This window comes from Acidisoma cellulosilyticum, from assembly GCF_020621385.1.
Classification (GTDB): Bacteria; Pseudomonadota; Alphaproteobacteria; order Acetobacterales; family Acetobacteraceae; genus Acidisoma; species Acidisoma cellulosilyticum.
Map to the genome: position 1 here is coordinate 233,780 of NZ_JAESVA010000003.1, position 24,210 is coordinate 257,989.

Consider the following 24,210-nt stretch of genomic DNA (forward strand, 5'->3'; position numbering starts at 1 on the left):
GCCTCCCGGACGCGTGACCGCCCTTAAGCGCTCCTCCTTCGCCCTCGATTTCGCTGCCTTCAGCGTGCAGGAGGGCGTGCGCGCCGGGCTTTCCGTGGCCGCACTCGTCGTGCTGCACGCCTGGTTCGATTTTCCGCTCATCCTGCTGACCGCCCTTGGCGCCCTGCTAACCTGTCTCGCCGATGCCGGCACGCCGGGGCGGGAACGTCTGCCGGCGCTGTTTGCCTTCGCGGTGCTGGGTGCCGCGATCGGCGTCATCTTCGGCCTCGCCCGCGCGCAGGGGCTTTATCTTGCCATCCCGCTCGCCGGCATCGCGATTTTCATGACGAGTTTCGCGCGCATCTACGGCCCGGCCGGCATGCAGGTCGGCAATCTCCTCTCGGTCTGGATCGTGCTCGCGATCGATGTCCCGCAACCGAGCCTGCACACGGCCCTGATCTCGGGCGGGATGTTCTTCCTCGGCAGCCTCTGGGCCATTTTTTTGACCAGCGTCATCTGGCGCATTCAGACCACGCTGCCCTTCCGCCATGTCATCGGCGATTGCTACCGCTCGCTCGCTGGCATGACGCAGGACATGCGCGAAATCCTGGCCGGACGGCTGGACAGCGCCGCCGCCGCCGCCCGCTGGGAGCAGAATGCCCGCGTCTTTCGCGGTGGCGGCCGTGTGGTGATCGAGACCGCACGCACCAATGTCATGACGCTGGCCCGCACTCATGGTAGCGGCCCGCGCGTTGCCCGCGCCTGGCTGAGGCTGGAAGCAGCCGATCAGGCTTTCTCCGCCCTCAGCGGCATGGCCGATCTGCTGGAGGCGGGGCGCCGCGTCAATCCGGCCCGCGCCGGCCGCATCCTGCGGCATCTGCGGAACGACATGCTGTCGATCGCTCATAATATCGATACGGACGAAGGCATCGACCTGCCGCGCCTGACCAAAAGCCTGAACGGTGTGCGCGGCTATATCGCGGAGCTGGATCCCTATGACCCGCTGCGCAAGCTGGTGGAAACCATTGCCGAGCGTCTGTTCGTGGCCGCCAGCCTGACAGCGCCCGAGAACCTGAACCCCGGCACCTTCACCGATGGCCGCTCTGCCTTGCCTTGGCCGCAGCGCGTGCTGGGCCCCATCCACAGCAATCTGAACCGCACCTCCTCCCATCTGCGCCATGCCGGCATGGCAGGTTTGGCAGCGCTGCTCTGCCTCTCCTACACGCTGCAAAACGAGCATGAATACGAACGCTGGCTGACGATTACGCTGCTGATGACGATGCAGCCGCATTTCAGCCTGACCTGGCAGCGGATGCTGGAACGCATCGGCGGCACGGTATTGGGCGGGTTGATCGCCTCCGCCCTCAGCCTGTTCCTGCACACGCCGCTGACCGTCAGCCTGGCGATGTTCCCCCTCGCTGTCATCGCCTTCACGCTGCGGAAGGTGAGTTTTGGGCTCTTTCTCTCCGCGCTGACGCCGATGGTTATTCTTCTCGTGGAATCCTCGGCGCCGGGCGCATCGGAGATCAATATCGCGCTGATGCGTGCGCTCTACACCATCATCGGCGGCGTATTGGCGCTGGTCTGCAGCCTGGCCCTTTGGCCCGGTCGCCAACCGCAGCGGGCGCTAAGCGAAGTGCGTGCTGCCATCGCCGCCCATGCCAAGGTCGTCGACACAACGCTCGCCTTGATCCTCGGTGAAAGCGACCTGGCCGACTGGGACAGCTGCCGCCGCCAATGCGGCATGACCAGCAATATGCTGGAATCGGCACTCAGCCGCAGCCTATTGGAACCGCGACTGATTTCGGGGGCCCATGTCAACGCGGCGCTGACGATCGACGCCGCACTGCGGCGCATCATGGGCCGGTCAACCGTCTTGCGCGTGTCCTGGGCCGCAGCGACGACCGAGGGCAGGCAGCCTCCGGTGCCCGTCGAAACCATCCGCCAGTGGCGGCAATGGTGCGCTGACTGCGCCACGCGCGTGCTGAGCGAAAACCCCCAGCGAGCGACGGAGATCAACTTGCCGCCGCGCCCCACGCTCGACGCGCCGGCCGACGAACCCGTTTCCGATAGTCTGCGCCGCATCGCGCGCCAGATCGAATTGATCGCGGGCGCGATGCCGAAGCTGCGCAGTTAATCTTCCAGGGCGCGCGCCTCATCCGGCAGCATGATCGGAATGCCGCCACGGATGGGATAGGCGAGGCCTGCCGCGCGGCTGATCAGCTCTCCCCGGTCCCGGTCATAGACCAGCGGCTGCTTGCTCAAAGGGCAGACGAGAATTTCCAGCAGCCGCGGGTCGACCGGCTGGGCCGGAACAGCTGTCTCTTCTGCCGTCTCGCCCGTGATATCGTTCATGCTCGCTCTTCTTTCCTCAACTCGGGCGAGGGTCGCCACCCTCGGTATCGGTGCCATGCTGGCCGAATTCCAGCAGCGTCGCCAGAACCATCGCCCGCGTGGTCAGCGTATCCGCTTCCAGCAGCGCCTGTTTCTCCGACGGCGAGAAAGGGCACATCATGCAAAGGCTGGTGAGCAAGGTCTGATCGTCCAACTCGCGGATCGCATCCCAATCGGCAGTCAGTTTCTGCCGATCGAAATAGATACGCAGACTGGTGATCAGGCCCTGACGCGGCAATCCGATGCTCTCGGTCGTCTCAATCAGGTCCTGGGCATAGGCTTCATAGGATACGCGCAACCGCCGATAGCCTTGCCGCATTTCCACCTCGGCCTCACCCGCAAAGCGCAGGACACCGAGGAGGGAGATGGCCATGCGCCCATCCTCCGTCTCGGTGAAGGAGGTGACACGGCCCAGGCAGCCGATACCGAACAGGCCGGGACCGCTCGCATTCGCGGGCTTTCGGCTGTCGGGCTGGATCATCCCGAACATCCGCCCCGAGGCCAGCGCATCCTCCACCATCGCCAGATAGCGCGGTTCGAAAATATTCAACGGCAATCGCCCGCCGGGCAGCAGCATCGCACCCGACAGCGGAAAGACCGGAATCTCCGCCGGCAATTCGCCCAGGACCGGATGAAACGGTCTTATGCCCGACGCCATGGCGATCAGCTGAACAGCAAAGCGGACAGCTTGCGGCGCGCCGTCATGCTGGCCGGGTCATCCAGCCCCCAGGCTTCGAAGAACTTCAGCAATTGCAACCGCGCCGCGTCTTCGTTCCAGCCGCGCTGGCGCTTCATGATGTCGAGCAGCGCTGCCGCCGCCTCTTCCCGCCGGTCGGTGGCATTGAGCGCGGTCGCGAGTTCGTAACGCGCTTCGTGATCATCGGCATCGGCGGCGAGGCGTGCTTCCAGCTCGCGCAACTGGCCGCTCGCCTGTTTGCCTTCGATGGCCAGATGCAACGCGCTGCGCGCACCGGCGATCTCGGCATGATCGACGATCTTTGCAGGCACTTCGGCGAGCAGCGCCTCGGCCTCCTCCTCCCGGCCCACCGCCAGGAAGCAGCGAATCAGACCGCCCCAGGCCTCCGGCTTCTCAGGCTCTTCCTGCAGCATAGCCTGATACAGCTCGGCCGCACTCTCGATATCGCCTTCGTCCTGGGCGGCGCGCGCAGCCGCCAGCAGATCGGCCGCCGGCATGGTGCCGCCAGCCATCTTGAGCAGCGCTTCGACGAAGCGGCGCACTTCGCTTTCGGGCAAACCGCCCTGGAACATATCGGCAATCTGGCCCTGCCAGAAAGCCGCGACGGTCGGGATGGATTGCAGCGGCAAGCCGAGCTGGGACAGCTGGGAGACGAGCGCGCGATTCGCATCGACGTCGATCTTGACCAGGCGGACACGACCACCGGCCGCATTCACCACCTTTTCCAAGGTCGGCGTCAGCGTTTTGCACGGGCCGCACCAGGTCGCCCAGAAATCGACGAGGACGGGAATCTGGCGCGAGGCCTCGATCACGTCCTGCATGAAGGTCGCCTGGCTGCCGTCCATAATGGTGGGAGCGGCGGCAGGCGTGGCGGGGGGCTGGCCGATAAGGTCCATGTCTGTGCTTCTCTCTTTGGTCGTCGGTCGTCGTTGGCCCAATCATAATGCGGATCGCGGCAAGCCCAAACCTTTGACCTGCCTCCTCTCCATCGGGCGGCTTACGTCATCCGCGGAGCCGAAAATCGAGGTTTGAGCTAGAGGGGCTGGCGCATGGCGGCATGGCCGGACTGGTCTTGCAATCAGATCGTAACCCGCTTAGAACCCGGCTCAACGGAGCGCGGGCGTAGCTCAGGGGTAGAGCACAACCTTGCCAAGGTTGGGGTCGTGGGTTCGAATCCCATCGCCCGCTCCAGTCTTTCTCCTCATCGTCAGATGGTGAGACGGCAGGCATATCAAAAGCACCTTCGGGTGCTTTTTGTTTTTCCGGCCTATGCTTCCGTCAATCGAGCACATAGCTGATCGGACGGCCCGTGACCGGGTGGCGCAGAATGCCCAGCGGCAAACCGTAGATCGCCTGCAGCTGTTCCGACTGCATGATCTCCTCCGGCGTGCCGCGCGCGATCATATGCCCGCCCTTGAGCGCGATCACCTCATCGCAGAAGCGCGCCGCCATATTCACGTCATGCAGCACGATGACGACGCCCAGGCCCCGCTCCTGCGCCAGGCGATGCACAAGGTCCAGCACCTCGACCTGATGCGCGATGTCGAGCGCCGCGATCGGCTCGTCCAGCAGCAGGCATTCAGCATCCTGAGCGACCAGCATGGCAAGCCAGACGCGCTGTCGCTCGCCGCCCGACAGCGTATCGACCAGACGGTCGGCCATCGGCCCGATGCCGGTCAGCGCGATCGCTTCCGCCACCTTGTCGCGGTCGGTCTGGCCGAAACGACCCAGCGCGCCATGCCAGGGATAGCGGCCGAGGGCCACCAACTCCCGCACCAGCATGCCCGGCGCCGGCGGCGTCTGCTGCGGCAGATAGGCGAGCTTGCGGGCGAAAGGCCGGTCCCTCCAATCGCCGAGGTCGCGGCCTTCGAAAGTGATGCGTCCGCCGGTCGGCTTTTCCTGGCGCGCCATCAGCTTGAGAAGCGTGGATTTGCCGGAGCCGTTATGGCCGATCAGCGCGATCACCCGACGCGCCGGCAACGTCAATGTCAGCGGCTGCAGCAGCCGGCGTCCTTCCACCGTGAAGCTCGCGTCCTGCAACGCAAATAGTGGAACAGATGCGGCATCAATGGCATCGACTGACGGTCGCATGGAAAGAGCAGACGACATCTAGCGCATCTCCGGTGCCGTCGCGGGTGCAGGCACGATTGTTGTTTCATCGACGATAAGGCCGCTGTCCAGTTTCAGAACGCGGTCGGCAAGATGGAAGTAGCGGTCGTCATGGGAAATGACGATGAGCGTCTTTCCTTGCGCCTTCAGCTCGGCCAGAATTTCCGTATAGAAGATGCGCCGGAAGGTCGGGTCCTGATCGGCCGCCCATTCGTCGAACATCATAATGGGGCGGTCTTCCAGATAGGCATGGATCAGAGCAAGCCGCTTGCGCTGTCCTGTGGAAAGATCGGTCGTGCTGAATTGGCCGTCCCTGATCGTCACCTTATGAGAAATTTCCAGCCGGTCGAGCCAGTCATTCGCCTGGGCGACGCTCGCTTTGTCCGCGACGGTCAGATCGTCGAACAGGAAATAATCTGAGAAGACCGCAGAAAAGAGTTGCCGATAGGCATCCTCCGCGCCCGCCGGCAGCGGCGTGCCGTCGACCAGAATACTGCCGGCCGTGGGCCGGTACAGACCCAGCAGCAGTTTGATGAGCGTCGTCTTGCCGGACCCGTTGCCGCCGATCAGGAACATCGTCTCCCCACGATGGATCGTCAGATCGATCGGCCCGAGCACGAAGCCTGTCGCACCATCGCTGGTGAAATCATACCGCACGCCGCGCAGCGTGATGTCATGGTCGAAGGCCAGCGATGGCAGACGCCGGTGGATCTCCCGGTCCTGGTCCGCGAAATCGGCTGACAGGGTCGCGATCCGACGCAACGATACCTGCGCCTGGCTCATGGTCGGCAGGCCATTGGCAATCTGCCCCACCGGCCCACGCGCATAAAGCAGCACCAGCACGGCGCCCGAAATGACGGCAGGTTCCAGATGCAGGCTGTTCTGCGCCAGCAACAGAATGCCGACCGCCACAAAAAACAGGCCCGAACTCGCCGTATCGGCGATCCAGAACAGGCCCATGGCGCGAGTTTTCAGCTTGGTGATGCGATCCGCGGCCCCTGACAGCAGCAGGTCATGCACGCGCGACCGGCGGGCTCGGCTCAACCGCAACTCCTTGGCACCCTCCGTCAGCGCACGGAATTGCTTCTGCAAATCATCCGTCGCTGTCCGAACATGCTCATAATCACGCTGCCAGGCGCGGCGGGCGAGGATGTTGATGACGACGCCAAGCCCTGTCACGACCGCCGCCAGCGCGAAGATCAGCGCCGATAGGTGAAGAAGATAGACGAAGCTAGCGATGACGATAGCGAGCGAGACACCATAGCCCGACAAGGCGAAAGTCGCCGCACTGACGGTATCGACGTCGCTCGTCAACACCGCCATCAACCGATAACTGCGCTGCTGCTCCAGTTCGGCCAGCGGAGCGGCCAGAATGCGGGCCGAGATATCCTTGCGCAACGCCCCGATCAGCCTTTGGCCGAGGATGCTATTGCCGATACCGGCGAAAGCCGAACCCAGCGTGCTCAGCAGGCAAAGCGTCAGGAAGCGCAGAATCGATTGCCAGGTCAGCGCTTGCCCGCTGTGCAGGTCGCGGTTGATTTCGGCGAGAAGCCAGGCCGTGGCGATACCGCCGATCGCGCCGACAATGGTGGCCGCCAATGTGATCGGCCAGAAAGGCCGTAATAGGCGGAGGGATTCGCGGTAGATATTCATAGACTGATCCGTCATCGCCATCGTCTTGCGCAGGCCGGCAGTGTCCCGCCCCACTCAGTCCGTCGCGCCATCGGCCAGCCGATCAAAAATGCGACGCATTCGCATCTTCTTCTTACCGTCAATCTGACGCAAGCGGCAAGCCTGACCCTTATATGCGGGCGCGATCTGCGGCATGCTCAGCGCCTATCCGCTTGATGGTGACTGTTCATGGATCAGATCTCGGCCGCGCGCTTCTTCGGCGGCATGCAATACGTCTTCCGCCACGCGTCGGAGGCGACCGGAACGCCGATGACGTTCGCGGCCTTCGTGCCACCGCATGCGGCCGAGGAGACCTTGCCGGTCGTCTATTTCCTGGCGGGACTGACCTGCACGGAGGAGAATTTCACCGTCAAAGCCGGCGCGCAGCGCGTGGCGACCGAGCTTGGCCTGATCCTGATCGCGCCCGATACATCACCGCGCGGCGAAGGCGTGCCGGATGATCCGGACGGCGCCTATGATTTTGGCCTCGGCGCCGGGTTCTATCTGAACGCGACCGCGCTCCCCTGGGCGCGCCATTACAGGATGGAGGACTATATCCTTCAGGATCTGCCGCGCGCCGTCGCCAGCGCCTTACCCGCGGATATGACCCGGCAATCGATCATGGGTCATTCCATGGGCGGGCATGGTGCGCTGACCTTGTCGCTGCGCAACCCGGGCCGGTTCCGCGCAACCTCCGCCTTCGCGCCGATTGTGGCGCCGAGCCTTTGCGCCTGGGGCGAAAAGGCGCTCGGCGGCTATCTCGGGCCTGACCGCAGCGCTTGGCGCGGTCATGACGCGGTCGCGCTGATCGAGGATGGGGCGAAGCTCGCCGATATCCTGGTCGATCAGGGCCTTGCCGATAAATTCCTGGCCGATCAGCTGAAGCCCGAACTGCTGGAAGCCGCCTGCGAAGCGGCGGGCATTCCGCTGACCCTGCGCCGCCAGGATGGCTATGACCATTCCTATTACTTCATCGCCAGTTTCATCGAAGACCATCTGCGCTGGCACGCGGCGCGGCTGACACAGATCTGATCACGCGCCCTATCTGCCAGGGGTGCAGCCCATCCCGGACTGCCCTAAGCTTCGGCCAAAGAACAAAGGGGAGCCGGGATGAGCACGATCAATTATCTGACGCGGATCGAGTTCGGCGAAGGTGAAGTGCGCCGGCTGCCGGAATTTCTGGCGGCCCTCGGCATCAGCCGCCCCCTCATCGCGACCGATCGCGGCCTGGTTGCCTCCGGCCTCGTCGGTCGCATTCTGGAACCCGTCGCGAATGCCACTGTCTTTGACCAGACACCGTCCAATCCGACGGAAGAAGCCGCTGTCTTAGCCTATGATCTCTACAAATCGGCGCATTGCGACGGGGTCGTTGCAATCGGCGGCGGTTCCTCCATCGATCTTGCCAAAGCCGTGCGCCTGTTGACGGGACATCCTGGCCCGCTGGAACAATATGCGGCCATCAATGGCGGTGTGAAGCGCATTCAAAATACTATGTGCCCGATGATCGCCATCCCGACGACGGCCGGCACGGGGTCGGAAGTCGGCCGTGCGGCCATCATCAACACGCTCTCGGGCCGCAAGCTCGGCATCCTGTCGCCCTTCATCCTGCCCAGCATCGCGCTCTGCGACCCGGAACTCACCTACGGCCTGCCGCCCTTCCTGACGGCCGCGACCGGGATGGACGCCATTTCCCATTGTCTTGAAACCTTCATGGCGCCGGCTTTCAATCCGCCAGCGGAAGCGATCGGCCTGCACGGTCTGGCCGCCGGTCTCGGCGCGATCGAGACCGCGACACGCGACGGCACGAATGTGCCGGCCCGCCGCGACATGATGGTCGCAGCCCTGGAAGGGGCGATGGCCTTTCAGAAAGGGCTCGGTGCCGTGCATGCATTGACCCATGCGCTCGGCGCGATCCATTCGCTCAATCTTCACCACGGCACATTGAATGCGCTGCTGATGCCGGCGGTGCTGCGCTTCAACCGGCCGGCGATCGGCGCGAAATGGTCCGTGCTGGCGCGGATCATGGGCGGCGAGCCCGATGCTGTCATCGCCGCGCTGAACGGGCGGCTTGGGCTGCCGGCGGGTCTTGCCACGCTCGGCGTCACGGAAGCGATGATGGAAACGGTCGCTGACGCTGCCCTGCTCGATCATTGCCATGCGACCAATCCGCAGCTGGCCAGCCGGGACAACTATCTGGACCTGCTGCGGGAATCCCGCTGACGCCCCTTGCCGGGTGCGGCGCTTGGTCCCACTCTCCGCCGCAAGGACCGCCGCGACGAACCATGGCGGTCCATTTCGGGCCGGACAGACAGGAATGACGATGAAAGCCAAGACGCCGCGCCCCTTAGGCAAAACTGGCCTGACCGTGACCGCTTTGGGTCTCGGCACCGCGCCCCTCGGTGGTCTTTACAACGCGGTTTCCGCCCCCGATGCGATGGCGGTTCTGGAAGCCGGCTGGGACGCGGGCATTCGGTATTTCGACAGCGCGCCGATGTACGGGCTGACACGCGCGGAGCATCTTCTCGGCCGGCTATTGCAGGAACGGACCGAGGATTTCGTGATCTCGACCAAGGTCGGCCGCTTGATGATGACCGAACGCGCCGGACGAACCCTGCCGCCCGCGCCACCGAAAAACCCTTTCGACGCCGGCTTTCAGAACGCGCTGCCGTTCCGTGAGATTTTCGACTACAGCTATGATGGCGTCATGCGCAGCTTTGACGACAGCCAGCAGCGGCTGGGCCTGCGACGTCTCGATATCCTGTTCGTCCATGACATCGGTCCCGTCACCCATGGCGAGCGACAGGCGCATCATTGGTCGGCTTTGACCAAAGGCGGCGGCTTCCGCGCACTGCAGGAATTGAAGGCGCATCGCGACATCGCGGGCTTTGGTCTTGGCGTCAACGAATGGGAAGTCATTCGCGACGCGCTTGAGGAAACCGATCTCGACGCCTGTCTTCTCGCCGGCCGCTATACCTTGCTGGACCGCTCTGCCGCAGAGGTCTTTCTGCCCTTGGCGCAGAAACGCGATGTCGCCATCGCCGTCGGCGGCGCGTTCAATTCAGGCATTCTGGCAGCGCCGCCCGGTGGCCTGCAGAAATTCAACTATGTCGATGCGTCCAGCGATGTCATCGCGCGGGTGGAAGCGCTTCGCGCCGTCTGCGCCGATCACGGCGTTCCCCTCCCCGCCGCCGCCATTCAGTTTCCACTGCGTCACCCGGCCGTCGCGACCGTCGTCATCGGTGCCCAAACTAAAGACCAGTTGCACCAGAATATCGCATGGTTCGACACGGACCTGCCGGACAGCCTATGGGCTGATCTGGATGCCTTTCAATCGGCCGGCTGAGGGCGATCGCACAACAGCCGGAAGGTTTCGTTGCCTGGGAGGATCAAGGCCAGCCGTGGTGCAACCGCCTGGCCTGGCTGTCTTACGCCGCCTGATCCTTCGACAAGGTCCGCTCGTTCCACTGGCGGCGAATGATACTGATCAGCCTAGCCAGAGCGGGATGGCTCTGCCGCCGGCTGGGGTAGTACAGGCAGAAGCCGGCACCGAGCGAAGACCAGGCCGGCAAGACAATCTCAAGCGCTCCCTGCCGAAGATCATCTTCGATCAGCGCCTCCAGCACATAGCCGATGCCCAGGCCCCCGCGGATCGCGGCAAGCGAGGTCTGGGTATCGTTGATCGTCAGCATGCCCGGCACGTCGAGCCGGATCATCGCCGCGCCGTCACCCAATTCCCAGCGATAGACGGCATTATTGCCCAGCATCAGGCGAATGCATTGGTGGCGCTGCAAATCCTCCGTGCTTTCCGGCCGCCCGCGCCGCGCCAGATAATCGGGGCTCGCCGCCAACACCCAGCGCAAGGCACCGGTCAGCGGGATAGCGATCATATCCTGGGCCACGGCATCGCCGTAGCGGATGCCGGCGTCAAAGCCTTCGGCCACGATATCGACCGGCCGGTTATCGACGCTGACCGTCAGCCTTGTGCCGGGCGTCTTGGCCGTGAAGGCCGGCAAAGCCGGTTGCAACAGCAACAATGCCGCATCGGCGGGCACATTGAGGCGGATTTCGCCCAAAGCCTCAGCCTGCGTACCGGCCGCCGTCCGCAAAGCGTCATCAATGAGCGCAAAGCCGGTTTCCAGATCCCGCGCCAGATCGATGCCGAGGACGGTCGGCGCGACCGAGCGCGTGGTCCTGTTCAGCAGTTTCGCGTTCAGCCGGGTTTCCAGCCGGCGGATGGTATGGCTGAGCGCGGAGGCGGTGACCCCCAATTCAATCGCCGCACCACGCAGGCTGCGGTGACGCACGATCGCGGAGAAGGCGTTCAGATCGGCCAGCGTCGAGCGGTCGAGCAGCGGCATTATGAACTACCTTCATCCGTTTACTGAAGCGCCCTCAGTATCCAGCGACTGTGCGCGCGCGGCAACGCATTATATCGAAGGCCATCGGACGGAACCGATCGGAGACAGAGATCATGGAAACCATGGTAATCGGCAAAAGTGGGGTTGAGACCTCGCGCATCGGTCTCGGCACCTGGGCCATCGGCGGCTGGATGTGGGGCGGCACGGATGAGAAGGAAGCAATCGCGACCATCCGCGCGGCCGTCGAAATGGGCGTCACGCTCATCGACACCGCGCCAGTCTACGGTTTTGGCAATTCGGAGGAGATCGTCGGCAAGGCCCTTGCCGAAGGCGGCCTGCGCGCGAAGGCGCAGATCGCGACCAAGGTCGGGCTGGCCTGGAAGGACAGCAAGGTTTTCCGCGATAGCCGCCGCGCGCGCATCGAGCAGGAGATCGATGACTCGCTGCGTCGTCTGCAGACGGATGTGATCGACCTCTATCAGGTCCATTGGCCGGATCTGGAAACGCCCTTCGAGGAGACGGCGGCGGTTCTGCAGAGCCTGCTGGACAAGGGAAAGATCCGCGCCATCGGCGTCAGCAACTACTCCCCCGCGCAGATGGACGCCTTCTCCCAGGCGGCAAGACTCGATGCGGTGCAGCCGCCCTATAACCTGTTCGAGCGCGACATCGAGACGGACGTGCTGCCTTACGGCGCCGCCAATAACGTGACGGTGCTGAGCTATGGCGCGCTGTGCCGTGGCCTGCTGAGCGGCAAAATCACTGCCGAGACCCGGTTCAACGGCGACGATCTGCGCAACCGGGACCCGAAATTCCAGCCCGACACGCTGCCGCGCTACGCCGCCGCCATCCAAGCGCTGGATGCATTGGCGCGCGAGCGTTTCGGAAAGGACGTGTTGGCGCTCGCCGTGCGCTGGGTGCTGGACCAGGGGCCGACCATCGCGCTTTGGGGTGCGCGCCACCCGCGTCAGCTGGAGGCCATCGCCTCCGTCAGCGGCTGGACGCTGGATGCCGAGACGAAGCAGGAGATCGACGCCATCCTGCTGCGCACCACGCCGCAGCCGATCGGGCCGGAATTCATGGCGCCGCCCACCAAGCGCCCTGCCCTGTAAGCGACGGCCTCATGCAAACAAAAAGCCCGGCGAGATTGCTCTCGCCGGGCTTTTTCACGTGAAACCAGGTGGCTTTGGATCAGACCTTGACGGTCGAAGCCGTATAGATTTCCGCGATCGCGTCGCCGATGGCCGCGTTGAAGGTCGCGTCGTCCATCTGCTTGGTCAGGCCTTCGGTCAGCGCGCGGGAGAAGCTCGCGATCATGCCGTGATTGGCGGCCAGATGCTCGCAGGCATCAGTGCGCGAATAGCCACCCGACAGCGCCACGACCCGCACGACCTTGGCGTGATCGACCAGCGGCTTGTAGAAATCCGCGACAGTCGGGATGGTCAGCTTCAGCATGACCTGCTTACCGGACGGCAAGGCGTCCAGCGCCTTCAGAATTTCGTCCTGCAGCAGCGCTTCGGCTTCGGCCTTTTGCGGGCTTTTGATCGACACTTCCGGCTCGATGATCGGCATCAGCCCATGGGCCGAAATCTGCGCCGCAATTTCGAACTGCTGGGCCACGATGGCGGCAATGCCGGTGGGAGAGGCCAGGTTGACGGTCGAGCGCATCTTGGTGCCGAAGACGCCAAGCTTCACCGCGCGTTCCAGCAGCGGGTCCAGGCCGGGGATCGGCTTCATCAGGCTGACGCCATCGGCCTCGGCTTCCAGGCCCTTGTCCATTTTCAGGAAGGGAACGACGCCGCGGTCTTCCCACATGAAGGACGGTACTGGCTTGCCTTCGGCCTCACCATCCATTGTCTTCTCAAACAGGATGGCGCCGATCACCTTGTCGCCGGTGAAAGCGGGCGCCGTCATGATACGGACGCGCATCTCATGCATCAGCTGGAACATTTCGGCATCGCCGCTATAGGCGCTTTCCGGAATGCCGTATGCCCGCAGGGCCCCAGGGGTGGAGCCGCCGCTTTGATCCAGCGCGGCAATGAAGCCGCCTTTCTGAGTCATCTGCGTCAGCATTTTTTCATCGGCCATGATCACGATCCTTGAGAGCGGTCACGAGGGACAAACAGGTCGTCGTTGCGATCGAACGCCCCGTCCAAGCGTCTCAGGGTTTTGGCATAGGCATCCTGGCCCTGCAATCTTGCTCTCCCGGCTGAGACACTGGGAAGGCTTGGCCTAAAGCGCCCTACCCTTGCCGCCATGAGCGCAGGGCTTGGCTGACCTTACATCCCGCTCGCCAAAACATTGATAATGATTATCACTATCATTCCTTGACGAGCGACTTGCGTGACGGTTAGTCTGCAATTGCGAATCGTTCGCAAATTTATGTGATCCAGCCCTGCGACATGCCGCTGACCATTCTGCGATAGAGGCGAATCATGACGGATATCTATGAGAAGGGCAGTCAGGCCGAACAGCTGGCGCTGTGGACGATCCGTTGCGCCAAGCGTGGACCGGGCGCGCCCTTCAGCGTCTGGATGACCGCTCACCAGGACCACTGGCGGGACCTGCACGCCATCAGCACGCTGTTCCGCGACATCAATTGGACTGTCGCGGAACAGCGTGGCATCGGCCTCGATATCGCGCCGCCCGGCCAGGTGTGGACGACCCTCGAAGAACGCCATCTGCTGCGGGCCGCCGCCGCCGCGCAGGCAGAGGATGACGCAATCCTGGCGGAGCTTGCGGCGACCCTTTCCCCCCATCCCGCGCTGGTGCCTGCCATTGCCGATGCGGCAGCGATGCTGGGGGCCGTGCTGGCGACCCACGGCTATTGGCTGCCGAAACCCGAAAGTGAATGCAGCCGGCTGCCTGGCCCGGCGCTGTCGGTCGCCCGCCGCCGCAGCGCTGTCTGGGATCGCGCCGACGTCATGTGGCCCTGAAGGCCGCTATCCCTCCTCTCCGAACCTCGATCATCGCCGTGTCGGTCTGACAAGGATTTTTCGCCATGCTCATGAACAGATATGTTGGCCTCTGCGATAATCTGCCGCAGCTTGAAAACAGCCTGCTATGGACGATGCGGGCCTGGGTGCTCGGGCATTGCCGCAGGCGTGACGTCAGCGACAGCATCCAGGGTGTTTTCGACCAGCTCCGCGCATCGGAAGCCTGTTTCCATCTCGATCATTTCATGCAGGCCCTCAGCCGCGGCGCCAACCGCAGCCTGGAAGTGAACTGCGTCTGCAATGCCATGTTCAGCGAGGACGAAGCGGCCTTGATCGATGTCTTCGCGCTGCAGCAACGCGAGCAGCACGAGGAGGCTTTCGAGAAGCTTGCGCGGATCACCACCGAATTCGCGGCGATGGCCGGATGCGACCATGCCAATCGCGTCGCGATCGCCCTGTCCGACGGCGGTCATTTGTTCAATGGTGCAACCGTCGCCGCATCGCCGGGTCGGCGCTGGCAGGCCGTCTCGGTCAGCCCCTCTTCCCTCGCCATCCATTGATACTGGTGATAGCGGGATAGGACAGGGCAGCCGGAGGCGCTGTCGCTCGTCTTCACCTAACCCTTTTATCGGCAGAGCAAGACGCCGCGGCAGCCCAACAGGCTGCCGCGGTTTTGTTTTTTGGGCGAAATGCCCGCCATCCGGACCAATATTGTGCAGAGCAAAATCTCAGAACCCGCTCACACGTTCACCCTTTATGATGCAATAGCGCTCGGCCAGAAGGGCGATCACACCACTAAAACCGGATCGAAAGGCAGAGTTCCGGCCAAAACCGCCGCTCGCCCCGGATAGAAGGATGATTCCATCCAGGATCACGACTGCGCATGTGCTCCGGCTAGTTGACATTTGCCCGCAGCCAACAGAGAATGGCGGCAACTAATGATGATAATGGGAGGCGGTCCTCATATGCAGAGGCAGCACAAAATTTCGGCGGATAAACAGCCGTGAGCGACGCTTCTACCGTCAATCTGACGACGGCCGCCCCAGTTATGTACGACCTCGTGGACATCATCGTCCGCGAGCAAGGCAAGCTGAGCGAAATCGACGGGCAGACCGGCGACGGCGACCACGGCGTCAATATGGGCAAGGGCTTCCGCATCGCCGGTGAGCGTCTGCGCGCTTTGCCATCCTTTACGCTGCCGGAAGGTCTCGCCCTTCTCGGCGATACGCTGCTCAGCGATATCGGCGGCTCCATGGGGCCGCTTTACGGCACGTTCTTCACCGACATGAGCGAAGTGCTGGACGGCAAGGACATCCTGACGGCTGCGGATTTTTCCGCCATGCTGGCCGCCGGTCTTGCGGCCATTCAAAGCCTGGGCGAAGCGAAGCCGGGCGACAAAACGCTGGTCGATGTTCTGGCGCCCGCCCGCACGGCTTTTGATGACGCAATCGCCCAGGGCAAAAGCTTTTCCGAGGCGCTGCAGGCTTTGCAGACCGCTGCCGCCGCCGGTTTGGAAGCGACACGCGACATGGTGGCCAAAGTCGGTCGCGCCAGCCGCCTGGGTGAGCGGTCGCGTGGCACGCTGGATGCCGGTGCGGCCTCCTGCGACATGATTCTGGAAACCCTGGCTGCAGGGCTGATCAAACAGCTCGCCGTCTGACTAAAAAGGGCGGGTTATTCCCGCCCTTTACCGTCTTCGATCCGACAAGAAGGGGCGCAAGTCCCCAGTCCTTTTTTGCTTGCGGGCCTTGTCTCGTTTGCCCGCCAAAAGAATAGAGATGTCCTGGGATGCGTATAGTCATGACGCGCCTCTTCATGCCGCCTGCCGGCCGCGCTGCGCGCGGGGCCGGGTCAAGCGGTGACCTGCCCCATTTCCCATACGGTTTGATGTCATGAGCGCAAATACAGCCTCCCCTACCGTCACCCGCACGTCCCCCACACGCGGCCGCATCATCGCCGGCGCTGTCGTGGTCGTGCTTCTTGCCGCCATGGCGCTGAACACGAAGGTCGTGAAAATCGGCAGCCAGGCTGACGCCACGCCCGGCGCTTTCGACCCCGCGACCTACGGCCAAGCGCAATTCCCCAAAGTGCAGGCCGATATCGAGGCGCGTGCGGTGGATGCCGCAACGCTTGCCGCCGCCATCGCCAAGGACCCGACGGCGGCCGGAAAGCAATATGGCATCCCAGCCGATATCGGAACCGAATATTCGGTCAAGTTCACGGCGACCGTCGGCAAGGGCAATTTCGGCGTCTATTTCATGAAGATCGCGGGCGTGCCGGATAACCTGATCGTCCGCGTGCAGATGGGCCCGGCGGTCAACGGCACCGCCGTGCGCGACGCGACAGGCAAGATCGATTTCAGCCAGTTCACCAATCAGATCGATTATCAGAATGCCGGATCATCGCTGAATAACGAGATCAAGAAGCATGTTCTGGCCAATATCGATGCCAAGGACCTGACCGGCAAGACAGTCAGCATCACCGGCGCCTTCCAGTATGTCGTGCCGAACAGCTGGCTCATCACCCCGGTCAAGGTCGCGGTGCAGTGATGGATCAACTGCCCGCATCCTACCTCGCGCCCGATATCGTTCTGTCGGCCCGCAATGTCGTCAAATCCTACGGCAATACCCATGCGCTGAAGGGTGTGAATTTCGATATCCATCGGGGCAAGGTGACGACGCTGTTCGGCGAAAACGGCGCCGGCAAGTCGACGCTGATGAAGATCCTGTCCGGCGTCATCTCCCCCACCAGCGGTGCGATCACGCTCGACGGGAAGCCGATCCATTTCGCGAATTCGACCGATGCGCGCGATCACGGCATTTCCATCATCCACCAGGAACTCAGCCTCGCCCCCAATCTCAGCGTGCGCGACAATATTTTCATGGGCCGCGAAATCATGACGCCGACCGGCGTCAATTTCGCCGAGGAAGCGCGCCAGGCGCAGAGCCTGATGGAAGAGCTGGAGGAGGAGATCGACCCGCTGACCCCGGTCGAGGAGCTGCGGCTCGGCCAGCAGCAGATCGTGGAAATCGCCCGCGCCCTCTCGGTCGATAGCCGCATCTTGATCATGGATGAACCGACCTCCGCGCTCAGCGCCAGCGAAGTCGAAGTGCTGTTCAAGGTCATCCGTGATCTCACCGGCCGCGGTGTCTCCATCGTCTATATTTCGCATCACCTGGAAGAGGCTTTGCAGATCACCGACTACGCGGTGGTTCTGCGCGACGGCAACATCACCGCCACGGCGGACGCGAAAGATATCGATCTGGAATGGATCGTCCGCAATATGGTGGGCGAGAATTTCGACCTCGGCTCGCCGCCCACAGGCTATGATTTCGGCGAAGTGGCGCTCTCCATCCGTGACGTCAGCGTTGCCGGCGCGCTCGCCGGCACCTTCGTCGTCGATCACCTGTCGCTCGACGTCCGCGCCGGTGAGATCGTCTGCATCTACGGATTGATGGGTGCCGGCCGCACGGAATTGCTGGAATGCATCGCCGGCCGCGTGCCGAAAATTGGCGGCCAGATCATGCTCGAAGGCCACGAGGTCTCACGCCTGACGATTGCGCAGCGCATCGCCGAGGGCTTGGCGCTGGTGCCGGAAGACCGGCAGCGTGACGGGCTGGTGCAGACCATGTCGGTGGGTGAGAACCTCTCGCTCGCCAGCATCACCAATTTCGTGCGCGGCCTTTTCCTGTCGACCGGTCTTGAGCGCAACCTCATCCAGCAATCGATCAAGGCGGTGACCGTGAAGACCTCGGGCGGCGACGCCCCCATCGGCTCGCTCTCTGGTGGCAATCAGCAGAAAGTCGTGATCGGCAAGATGCTGGCAACCAATCCGCGCGTCATCATACTGGACGAGCCCAGCCGCGGCATCGATGTCGGCGCCAAAGCGGAAGTCTTCAAACTTCTGGCCGAGCGCGCGAAGACCGGCCTCGCCGTCGTCTACTCGACCTCCGAAGTGGGCGAATGCCTCAGCATCGCGCATCGCATCATCGTCATGAGCCGCGGCAAGATCGCCGCCGAATTCAGCGCCGACGCCACCAAGGAAGAGATCATGGCCGCCTCCGGCGAAGCCGTGGTCGCCTGATCGCCCAATTAGATCGCAGAGAATAGCGGAACACATCATGAGCAACTCCAGCCAGACGCTCCAGCGCAGCCGATCGGGTCTTTTCAGCGACGGGTTCGATATCGGTCAGATGCTGCTGAAGGGCCGTGCCTTCTTTGCGCTGATCGCGATCATCGCGGTCTTTTCCTTCCTCTCGCCCTATTATTTTTCGGCGAGCAACTTCCTGACGATGGCGTCGCATGTCGCGATCTACGCCATCCTCGCCATGGGCATGCTGCTGGTGATCCTGAACGGCGGCATCGATCTGTCGGTCGGCTCCACCCTCGGCCTGTCCGGCATCATCGCCGGCTTCCTGATGCAGGGCGTGACGCTGAAGGCGCTGGGCGTGACGCTCTACCCATCCGTATGGGTGGTGGTTGTGCTGTCCTGCGCGCTCGGCGCGGTGGTCGGCCTCGTCAACGGCGTGCTGATCGCCCGCTTTCGGGTGCCGGCCTTCGTCGCGACCTTGGGCGTCATGTATGTGGTGCGCGGCATCGCCCTGCTGATCACCAACGGCCTCACCTACAATAATCTCAGCGGCCAGGCCGATCTCGGCAATACCGGCTTCAACTGGCTGGGCTTCAACCGCCTGTTCAACATCCCTATCGGCGTGCTGGTGATGATCCTGATCGGCATTATCGGCAGCCTGGTGCTGAACCGCACCGCCTTCGGTCGCTGGCTCTATGCCTCCGGCGGGAACGAGCGTGCGGCCGAACTGTCGGGCGTGCCGACCAAGCGCGTGCAGATCATGGTCTATATGCTGTCCGGTATCTGTGCCGCCGTCGCCGGGCTGATCCTGTCGTCGCAGCTGACCTCGGCCGGTCCCACCGCCGGCACCTCCTACGAACTGACGGCGATCGCGGCGGTCGTCATCGGCGGCGCGGCACTAACGGGCGGTCGCGGCAATATCCGTGGCACGCTGCTCGGCGCCTTCGTCATCGGCTTCCTGTCCGACGGTCTCGTCATCATCGGCATCTCCTCCTACTGGCAGACGGTTTTCACCGGCGGCGTCATCGTCCTCGCGGTGCTGCTGAATGCCGTTCAGTACAAGAAGCGCGCCAAACCCGCGCCCAAAGCTTCTCCTCAGCAAACCGGCAAGCCCGCCTGACCCAGGCCAGACCGAGACGATGAGAGAATAGCCGGCCTACCGGCAAAGCCTGCAACCAACAAAGGGAACGACCATGTCCAAGAAGACCAAAGCCTGGATGCTGACGGCCATGACCTTGGCCACCCCGCTTGTCGCCGGCGCCCTGATGGCGCCGACCGCCGCGCACGCCGCCGGCGGTCTGATCTCGATCATCGTCAACGACCCGGCCAATAACTACTGGCTGACCGAAGGCAAGGTCGCCGCCGCCGAAGCGCAGGCGCTGGGCTATAAGGCGACCGTCTCGGCCAACAAGGGCGATACGAATATCGAAAGCAACCTGATCGACACCGCGATCACCAATAAGTCGGTCGCGATCATCCTCGACCCCGCCAATGCCTCCGGCTCGATCGGCGCGGTGAAGAAGGCGGTTGCCGCCGGCATTCCCGTCTTCCTCGTCAATGCCGAGATCAACCAGCAGGGCCTCGCCAAGGCGCAGCTCGTCTCCAACAATGCCCAGGGTGCGGCCCTCGGTGCGCAGGAATGGGTCAAGGACGTCGGTCAGCAGGGCAATTATGCCGAGTTGCTCGGCGCACCGTCCGACAACAATGCCGCCACCCGTTCCAATGGCTATGAGACGGTGCTGAGCCAATATCCGGGTCTGGTGAAGACCGCTTCCCAGGTCGCGAATTGGGATCGCACCCAGGGCCATGACAAGATGCAGAGCATGCTGCAGGCGCATCCGGACATCATCGGCGTCATCAGCGGCAATGACGAAATGGCGCTCGGCGCCATCGCCGCCCTGAAGGAAGCCGGCAAGATCGGCACGATCAAGGTCGGCGGCTTCGACGGCTCGCCGGACGCGGTTGCCGCCATCAAGGCCGGTGAACTGCAATATACCGTTCTGCAGCCCGTCGCGATCTTCTCCAAGAAGGCCGTGGACGAAGCCGACAGCTTCCTCAAGACGGGCAAGACCGGTGCTGCGGCTGAAAAGCAGCTGTTCGACTGCATCCTCGTCACCAAGGATAACGTCAACGACTTCGTCGCTCCCTTCACGCTGAAGCAGTAAGCCGCATGCCGGGGGCATCGCACCGCGATGCTCCCGGACTGGCTGATACTTCGCTTTGGGCAGATTATTCCCATGACCCATCTTTTCGACGATCCTGAAGTTTTCGCGAGTGCGGCACTTCAGGGTTTCTGTGACATCCACGCCCGTCTGGTGCGCCCGACCCCCGGCGGCGTGCTGCGCGCCACGGCGACCGAGCGCGGCAAAGTCGCCCTCGTCATCGGCGGCGGCAGCGGACATTACCCGGCCTTCGCCGGCTATGTCGGGCCGGGCCTGGCGGACGGTGCCGTCGCCGGCGATGTCTTCGCCTCCCCCTCCACCCGTCTGGTCCATGATGTCGCGGCGAAAGCGCATCGCGGCGGCGGCGTCATTCTGGGCTACGGCAATTACGCCGGTGACGTTCTGAATTTCGGTGCCGCCGCCGAGCGGCTGCGCAGTGCCGGCATCGACGCCCGCACCCTGGCGATCACCGATGACATTGCCAGCGCATCAGCCGATGAATTGGCCAAGCGCCGCGGCGTCGCGGGCGATGTGGCTGTCTTCAAGATCGCTGGTGCCGCCGCCGAGGCTGGCCTTCCGATCGATGAGGTTGAGCGCGTCGCGCGTCGCGCCAATGACCGCACGCGGTCCTTCGGTGTCGCCTTCGGCGGCTGCACGCTGCCGGGCGCGGATGGCCCGCTTTTCACCGTGCCTGACGGAACAATGGCGATCGGCCTCGGCATCCATGGCGAGCCGGGTATTTCCGAAAGCCCCATTTTGCCCGCCGCCGCTTTGGCCGCTTTGCTGGTGGACCGGCTGGTGCAGGAAGCGCCCTCGGACAGCAACGCGCGTGTCGCTGTCATCCTGAACGGACTCGGCAGCACCAAGCAGGAAGAACTCTTCGTTCTCTGGACCAGCGTCGCCGACAAGCTCCACGCCCATGGGCTGGTGCCTGTATCGCCGCTCGTCGGCGAATATGTCACCAGCCTCGATATGGAAGGCTGTTCGCTGACCTTGACCTGGCTGGACGACGAGTTGGAAGCCTTCTGGCGTGCCCCCTGTGACACGGCCGTGCTGACGGTCGGCCAAATCCGCTCTGAACCGGCGGCCGCGGATGAGCAGACAGCCGAAGAGGCCGCGGCGCCGATCACCGCGGGCGCCCCCGAATCGCAGGCAGACGGTCAGCGAATCGCGATCGGATTCGCCCGTCTCGCCGACGCTTTGAAAGAGGCCGAAGCGGAACTGGGCCGTATCGATGCGCAAGCCGGTGACGGCGATCATGGCCAGGGCATGGCCCGTGGCTCCGGCGCCGGTGCGGCAGCGGCCCGTCAGGCAGCCGATGCCGGGGCCGGGGCCGCGACGGTTCTTGCCTCCGCCGCCAATGCCTGGGCCGACCGTGCCGGCGGCACGTCAGGCGCCATCTGGGGTCTTGGGCTGCTTGCCGCCAGCCAGGCGTTGAGCGACCAGCAGACGGTCGACAGCGCCGCTGTCGGGCGGGCGGCCGAGCAGGCCTTGAACAGCGTGCTCACGCTCGGTCGCGCGCGTCCGGGCGACAAGACCCTTGTCGACGCCTTCCTGCCCTTCGTGGAAGCCCTGAATGCCGCACTGGCCGATGGTCAGTCTGCAACCAGTGCCTGGGCAGCAGGCGTCGCCGCGGCGGCACAGGGCGCCGAACAGACGAAGCAACTGATCCCGCGCCTGGGGCGAGCACGTCCTCTGGCCGAGCGCAGTCTCGGCCACCCCGATGCCGGGGCCGTGTCTTTCGCGCTTTGCAGCCGCGTGGTTCTGGAATTCATGGGAGAAACCGATGTCTGAGCAGAAATTCACCATCGTCATTGGATGCGATGACGCCGGTATCCGCTTCCGCGAGGCGCTGGGTGCAGACTTGCGGAAAGACCCACGTGTCGCTGAAGTCATCGATATCGGTGTCACCGGCGATGAGAAGACAGCCTATCCGCACATCGCCGTCGCGGGCGCGCGCATGGTCGCCGAAGGCCGCGCCGACCGCGCGCTGCTGATCTGCGGCACCGGCCTCGGTGTCGCCATCAGCGCCAACAAGGTGCCCGGCATTCGCGCCGTCACCGCCCATGACGTCTATTCCGTCCAACGCGGCATCCTGAGCAATAACGCTCAGGTTCTTTGCCTCGGCGAACGCGTCATCGGCCTGGAGGTCGCCCGCGTCCTGGTCCGCGAATGGCTCGCGCATCGCTTCGATGAAAGCTCGGCCTCGGCTGCCAAAGTGGCAGCCATCAGCGCCTACGAATCGGGCGATGCCAGCAATTGCTGATCTGATCGAGAGCCGTTCCGAGGGGACCTGTCGACCCGACAGGTCCCCTTTTTCTTGTCCGGTTCCAGGCATCATCCTGAATGAAACCGGACCGCTGCCCTATGCCACTGCCAAGTTTCGGTCGCTACGCGATAGACGCAGGCCTAGCCAGCATTCTCTGAATCCCGGTAGGGCTTGCACGGTGCCGGAAACTAATTTAGGGGCGGCTCCCGTCAAACTCAGGATATTGAGACATGAGCAAAGCCTTCCTCGCCTCCGTTCTTCAGGAGTCTCTTGATTGCACCGGTGTGGCCGCGAACCGTGCCGCGAGCGCCCTTGTTGATTCGATCGTGCATCAGCTGAAGACGACCGGCGGCTTCACCCTGCCGTCGTTCGGCACCTTCACGGTGAAGAAGACCAAGGCCCGCAAGGCTCTGAACCCGCGCACCGGCGAGCCCGTGAAGGTGAAGGCGGGCAAGACCGTCCGCTTCAAGGCGAGCCCGTCCCTGAAGAAGGACGTCTGAGGGCTTCAAACGCCCCATGCGGCGGCCCCGGAGCCTGTAAAGGTCCGAGGGGTCGCCGATCCAGGCCCGATCAGCGGCCTATTGCAACGCCGATCATTGGCACGTCACCAATCGTCAGAGCAGAACGAAATCCTGCGGCAGCAAGGGTTCCGGAATCTCTGTCTCTCCCAATGCTTCCAGAACAGAAATTTCGATGATGCGCACAAGCGCATCCAGCGGCACGGCATTGGCGGTGCGCTCGAAGGGTTCCTGAAGCTCCTGCCCCAGCGCATCAAGTCCAAAAAACGCATAGGCCAGAACGACCGTTGCCAAGGGTGTCAGCCATCCCAGGGTGGAGACGATGCCGATCGGCGTCAGCAGGCAAAAGAGCCAGGCGGTGCGGTGCAGAAGCAAGGTATAGGCAAAAGGCGTCGGCGTGGACTGCAGCCTTTCGCAGGCAGCCTGGATATTGCCCATCGTCGCCAGACGCTCGGAAAAGACCCGATACAGGATATCGGTGATCTCACCGGCGCGCAGCGCATCCGCCAATTCCTGTGCCTGGAGATTGAGGATTTCGCTCGGCTTGCCTCTGAGCCCCGCGAGACCCAGCCATTCGCCGGCCGGCAGCCAGGGCTGGGCAGCCTCGACCCTCTCTCCTCTCAGCTGGCAGCGCAAAGCGTGAGCGAAGCCCACGATGCGGCGCCCGAGACGCCGCGTCCGGTCGTCCCGGTCTGGCAGGACAGCCCGAAGATCGCGCATGAAGGACCGCGTCTCGGCGATCAATCGTCCCCATTGCTGCCGCGCTTCCCACCAGCGCTGGTAACAGGCATTATTGCGGAAACCGAGAAAGATCGAGAGTGCCAGACCCAGCAGGGTGAAAGGCGCGAGGCTGATGCCGGAAAACAGCATCGGCCTGAAATGGTAGAACCCGGTGATGAGAGCGGCGGCCCCCAGCACGACAACCAGCTCTCCGATGATCGCATGGATAATCGACCCGCGCAGGATGAAGAGCAGGCTCAGGGGATGGGGATGAGGGCGGACGATCATAGGCAGGATCTGCTTTTAACGA

Annotated in this window: 23 protein-coding genes and 1 tRNA gene; 16 read left to right on the forward strand and 8 right to left on the reverse strand. The window is 63.5% G+C overall.

All coding sequences use genetic code 11. The features are described 5' to 3' along the window. Nucleotides 1–13 precede the first annotated feature (13 nt). On the forward strand, nt 14–2,116 hold the full coding sequence (locus ACELLULO517_RS28900) for an FUSC family protein (RefSeq protein WP_227307180.1): 2,103 nt from the start codon (nt 14–16) through the stop codon (nt 2,114–2,116). Here the strand turns inward: ACELLULO517_RS28900 and ACELLULO517_RS09775 are convergent. Genes ACELLULO517_RS09775 through ACELLULO517_RS09785 form a run of 3 tightly spaced genes read right to left on the reverse strand, consistent with a single transcriptional unit; the run spans nt 2,113 to nt 3,966 of the window. After that, nucleotides 2,113–2,334, reverse strand: coding sequence for a Trm112 family protein (locus ACELLULO517_RS09775; protein WP_227307181.1), 222 nt, complete (start codon nt 2,332–2,334; stop codon nt 2,113–2,115). The two genes, ACELLULO517_RS28900 and ACELLULO517_RS09775, sit on opposite strands and share 4 nt — an antisense overlap. Before the next feature lie 16 nt (nt 2,335–2,350). Next, a complete protein-coding gene (locus ACELLULO517_RS09780; RefSeq protein WP_227307182.1) occupies nt 2,351–3,031 on the reverse strand; it encodes an LON peptidase substrate-binding domain-containing protein in 681 nt (226 codons plus the stop codon). 5 nt (nt 3,032–3,036) lie between these two features. Beyond that, entirely contained in the window at nt 3,037–3,966 is a 930-nt protein-coding gene (locus tag ACELLULO517_RS09785; protein ID WP_227307183.1) for a tetratricopeptide repeat protein, read from the reverse strand. 220 nt (nt 3,967–4,186) lie between these two features. Here ACELLULO517_RS09785 and ACELLULO517_RS09790 point away from each other — a divergent pair. Then, nucleotides 4,187–4,261, forward strand: a tRNA-Gly gene (locus ACELLULO517_RS09790). An 87-nt stretch (nt 4,262–4,348) separates the two neighbouring features. Here the strand turns inward: ACELLULO517_RS09790 and ACELLULO517_RS09795 are convergent. Both ACELLULO517_RS09795 and ACELLULO517_RS09800 read right to left on the reverse strand, forming a co-directional pair. Continuing rightward, entirely contained in the window at nt 4,349–5,179 is an 831-nt protein-coding gene (locus tag ACELLULO517_RS09795; RefSeq protein ID WP_264481430.1) for an ATP-binding cassette domain-containing protein, read from the reverse strand. After that, the gene (locus ACELLULO517_RS09800; protein ID WP_227307184.1) at nt 5,180–6,847 is read right to left on the reverse strand and encodes a cyclic peptide export ABC transporter; all 1,668 of its coding nucleotides are present in this window, start codon (nt 6,845–6,847) and stop codon (nt 5,180–5,182) included. It abuts the gene before it with no gap. Nucleotides 6,848–7,039: 192 nt separating this feature from the next. On the opposite strand from ACELLULO517_RS09800, the gene fghA reads away from it, so the two are divergent. From fghA to ACELLULO517_RS09815, 3 genes are all read left to right on the forward strand, one after another. Continuing rightward, nucleotides 7,040–7,882, forward strand: a complete 843-nt coding sequence (fghA, locus tag ACELLULO517_RS09805) for an S-formylglutathione hydrolase (protein WP_227307185.1) — start codon at nt 7,040–7,042, stop codon at nt 7,880–7,882. Nucleotides 7,883–7,960: 78 nt separating this feature from the next. Beyond that, the gene (locus tag ACELLULO517_RS09810; protein ID WP_227307186.1) at nt 7,961–9,070 is read left to right on the forward strand and encodes an iron-containing alcohol dehydrogenase; all 1,110 of its coding nucleotides are present in this window, start codon (nt 7,961–7,963) and stop codon (nt 9,068–9,070) included. 94 nt (nt 9,071–9,164) lie between these two features. Continuing rightward, nucleotides 9,165–10,193 carry an aldo/keto reductase gene (locus ACELLULO517_RS09815; RefSeq protein ID WP_227307187.1) on the forward strand — a complete coding sequence of 343 codons (1,029 nt, stop codon included), beginning with the start codon at nt 9,165–9,167 and terminating at the stop codon, nt 10,191–10,193. 82 nt (nt 10,194–10,275) lie between these two features. Here ACELLULO517_RS09815 and ACELLULO517_RS09820 read toward each other — a convergent pair whose 3' ends face one another. Beyond that, nucleotides 10,276–11,208, reverse strand: coding sequence for a LysR family transcriptional regulator (locus ACELLULO517_RS09820; RefSeq protein WP_227307188.1), 933 nt, complete (start codon nt 11,206–11,208; stop codon nt 10,276–10,278). A 113-nt stretch (nt 11,209–11,321) separates the two neighbouring features. Here ACELLULO517_RS09820 and ACELLULO517_RS09825 point away from each other — a divergent pair, with 113 nt between their 5' ends. Next, entirely contained in the window at nt 11,322–12,317 is a 996-nt protein-coding gene (locus ACELLULO517_RS09825; RefSeq protein ID WP_227307189.1) for an aldo/keto reductase, read from the forward strand. A gap of 79 nt (nt 12,318–12,396) precedes the next feature. Here ACELLULO517_RS09825 and ACELLULO517_RS09830 read toward each other — a convergent pair whose 3' ends face one another. Next, nucleotides 12,397–13,293 carry a fructose bisphosphate aldolase gene (locus ACELLULO517_RS09830; RefSeq protein ID WP_227307190.1) on the reverse strand — a complete coding sequence of 299 codons (897 nt, stop codon included), beginning with the start codon at nt 13,291–13,293 and terminating at the stop codon, nt 12,397–12,399. A 347-nt stretch (nt 13,294–13,640) separates the two neighbouring features. On the opposite strand from ACELLULO517_RS09830, the gene ACELLULO517_RS09835 reads away from it, so the two are divergent. From ACELLULO517_RS09835 to ACELLULO517_RS09880, 10 genes are all read left to right on the forward strand, one after another. Then, nucleotides 13,641–14,141: a hypothetical protein gene (locus ACELLULO517_RS09835; protein ID WP_227307191.1), complete on the forward strand. Its 501-nt coding sequence runs from the start codon at nt 13,641–13,643 to the stop codon at nt 14,139–14,141. Nucleotides 14,142–14,206: 65 nt separating this feature from the next. Next, nucleotides 14,207–14,701 carry a hypothetical protein gene (locus tag ACELLULO517_RS09840; RefSeq protein ID WP_227307192.1) on the forward strand — a complete coding sequence of 165 codons (495 nt, stop codon included), beginning with the start codon at nt 14,207–14,209 and terminating at the stop codon, nt 14,699–14,701. A 443-nt stretch (nt 14,702–15,144) separates the two neighbouring features. After that, on the forward strand, nt 15,145–15,801 hold the full coding sequence (gene dhaL / locus ACELLULO517_RS09845) for a dihydroxyacetone kinase subunit DhaL (protein ID WP_227307193.1): 657 nt from the start codon (nt 15,145–15,147) through the stop codon (nt 15,799–15,801). A 232-nt stretch (nt 15,802–16,033) separates the two neighbouring features. After that, nucleotides 16,034–16,690, forward strand: a complete 657-nt coding sequence (locus ACELLULO517_RS09850; RefSeq protein WP_227307194.1) for a DUF2291 family protein — start codon at nt 16,034–16,036, stop codon at nt 16,688–16,690. Beyond that, on the forward strand, nt 16,690–18,225 hold the full coding sequence (locus ACELLULO517_RS09855) for a sugar ABC transporter ATP-binding protein (protein ID WP_227307195.1): 1,536 nt from the start codon (nt 16,690–16,692) through the stop codon (nt 18,223–18,225). Before ACELLULO517_RS09850 ends, ACELLULO517_RS09855 begins: the two co-directional genes overlap by 1 nt. Before the next feature lie 37 nt (nt 18,226–18,262). Then, the gene (locus tag ACELLULO517_RS09860; protein ID WP_227307196.1) at nt 18,263–19,351 is read left to right on the forward strand and encodes an ABC transporter permease; all 1,089 of its coding nucleotides are present in this window, start codon (nt 18,263–18,265) and stop codon (nt 19,349–19,351) included. 73 nt (nt 19,352–19,424) lie between these two features. After that, nucleotides 19,425–20,396: a D-ribose ABC transporter substrate-binding protein gene (locus ACELLULO517_RS09865; protein WP_227307197.1), complete on the forward strand. Its 972-nt coding sequence runs from the start codon at nt 19,425–19,427 to the stop codon at nt 20,394–20,396. A 72-nt stretch (nt 20,397–20,468) separates the two neighbouring features. Then, complete coding sequence (locus ACELLULO517_RS09870; RefSeq protein ID WP_227307198.1) at nt 20,469–22,187, forward strand: dihydroxyacetone kinase family protein; 1,719 nt, start codon at nt 20,469–20,471, stop codon at nt 22,185–22,187. After that, nucleotides 22,180–22,659 carry a ribose-5-phosphate isomerase gene (locus ACELLULO517_RS09875; RefSeq protein ID WP_227307199.1) on the forward strand — a complete coding sequence of 160 codons (480 nt, stop codon included), beginning with the start codon at nt 22,180–22,182 and terminating at the stop codon, nt 22,657–22,659. The genes ACELLULO517_RS09870 and ACELLULO517_RS09875 overlap by 8 nt, the downstream gene beginning before the upstream one ends. A gap of 233 nt (nt 22,660–22,892) precedes the next feature. After that, nucleotides 22,893–23,162, forward strand: coding sequence for an HU family DNA-binding protein (locus ACELLULO517_RS09880; RefSeq protein ID WP_227307200.1), 270 nt, complete (start codon nt 22,893–22,895; stop codon nt 23,160–23,162). A 114-nt stretch (nt 23,163–23,276) separates the two neighbouring features. Here ACELLULO517_RS09880 and ACELLULO517_RS09885 read toward each other — a convergent pair whose 3' ends face one another. After that, a complete protein-coding gene (locus ACELLULO517_RS09885) occupies nt 23,277–24,188 on the reverse strand; it encodes a bestrophin family protein (RefSeq protein WP_227307201.1) in 912 nt (303 codons plus the stop codon). Nucleotides 24,189–24,210: the final 22 nt, after the last annotated feature.

Bases quoted from the DNA above. Each gene is read 5' to 3' on its own strand.
- fghA (WP_227307185.1), top strand. From the start codon at position 7,040: ATGGATCAGATCTCGGCCGCGCGCTTCTTCGGCGGCATGCAATACGTC.
- ACELLULO517_RS09815 (WP_227307187.1), top strand. From the start codon at position 9,165: ATGACGATGAAAGCCAAGACGCCGCGCCCCTTAGGCAAAACTGGCCTG.
- ACELLULO517_RS09860 (WP_227307196.1), top strand. From the start codon at position 18,263: ATGAGCAACTCCAGCCAGACGCTCCAGCGCAGCCGATCGGGTCTTTTC.
- ACELLULO517_RS09830 (WP_227307190.1), bottom strand. From the start codon at position 13,293: ATGGCCGATGAAAAAATGCTGACGCAGATGACTCAGAAAGGCGGCTTC.
- ACELLULO517_RS09825 (WP_227307189.1), top strand. From the start codon at position 11,322: ATGGAAACCATGGTAATCGGCAAAAGTGGGGTTGAGACCTCGCGCATC.
- ACELLULO517_RS09775 (WP_227307181.1), bottom strand. From the start codon at position 2,334: ATGAACGATATCACGGGCGAGACGGCAGAAGAGACAGCTGTTCCGGCC.
- ACELLULO517_RS09800 (WP_227307184.1), bottom strand. From the start codon at position 6,847: ATGACGGATCAGTCTATGAATATCTACCGCGAATCCCTCCGCCTATTA.
- ACELLULO517_RS09880 (WP_227307200.1), top strand. From the start codon at position 22,893: ATGAGCAAAGCCTTCCTCGCCTCCGTTCTTCAGGAGTCTCTTGATTGC.
- ACELLULO517_RS09875 (WP_227307199.1), top strand. From the start codon at position 22,180: ATGTCTGAGCAGAAATTCACCATCGTCATTGGATGCGATGACGCCGGT.
- ACELLULO517_RS09840 (WP_227307192.1), top strand. From the start codon at position 14,207: ATGCTCATGAACAGATATGTTGGCCTCTGCGATAATCTGCCGCAGCTT.
- ACELLULO517_RS09865 (WP_227307197.1), top strand. From the start codon at position 19,425: ATGTCCAAGAAGACCAAAGCCTGGATGCTGACGGCCATGACCTTGGCC.
- ACELLULO517_RS09835 (WP_227307191.1), top strand. From the start codon at position 13,641: ATGACGGATATCTATGAGAAGGGCAGTCAGGCCGAACAGCTGGCGCTG.
- ACELLULO517_RS09870 (WP_227307198.1), top strand. From the start codon at position 20,469: ATGACCCATCTTTTCGACGATCCTGAAGTTTTCGCGAGTGCGGCACTT.
- ACELLULO517_RS09850 (WP_227307194.1), top strand. From the start codon at position 16,034: ATGAGCGCAAATACAGCCTCCCCTACCGTCACCCGCACGTCCCCCACA.
- ACELLULO517_RS09795 (WP_264481430.1), bottom strand. From the start codon at position 5,179: ATGTCGTCTGCTCTTTCCATGCGACCGTCAGTCGATGCCATTGATGCC.
- ACELLULO517_RS09885 (WP_227307201.1), bottom strand. From the start codon at position 24,188: ATGATCGTCCGCCCTCATCCCCATCCCCTGAGCCTGCTCTTCATCCTG.
- ACELLULO517_RS09810 (WP_227307186.1), top strand. From the start codon at position 7,961: ATGAGCACGATCAATTATCTGACGCGGATCGAGTTCGGCGAAGGTGAA.
- ACELLULO517_RS09820 (WP_227307188.1), bottom strand. From the start codon at position 11,208: ATGCCGCTGCTCGACCGCTCGACGCTGGCCGATCTGAACGCCTTCTCC.
- ACELLULO517_RS09780 (WP_227307182.1), bottom strand. From the start codon at position 3,031: ATGGCGTCGGGCATAAGACCGTTTCATCCGGTCCTGGGCGAATTGCCG.
- ACELLULO517_RS09855 (WP_227307195.1), top strand. From the start codon at position 16,690: ATGGATCAACTGCCCGCATCCTACCTCGCGCCCGATATCGTTCTGTCG.
- ACELLULO517_RS09785 (WP_227307183.1), bottom strand. From the start codon at position 3,966: ATGGACCTTATCGGCCAGCCCCCCGCCACGCCTGCCGCCGCTCCCACC.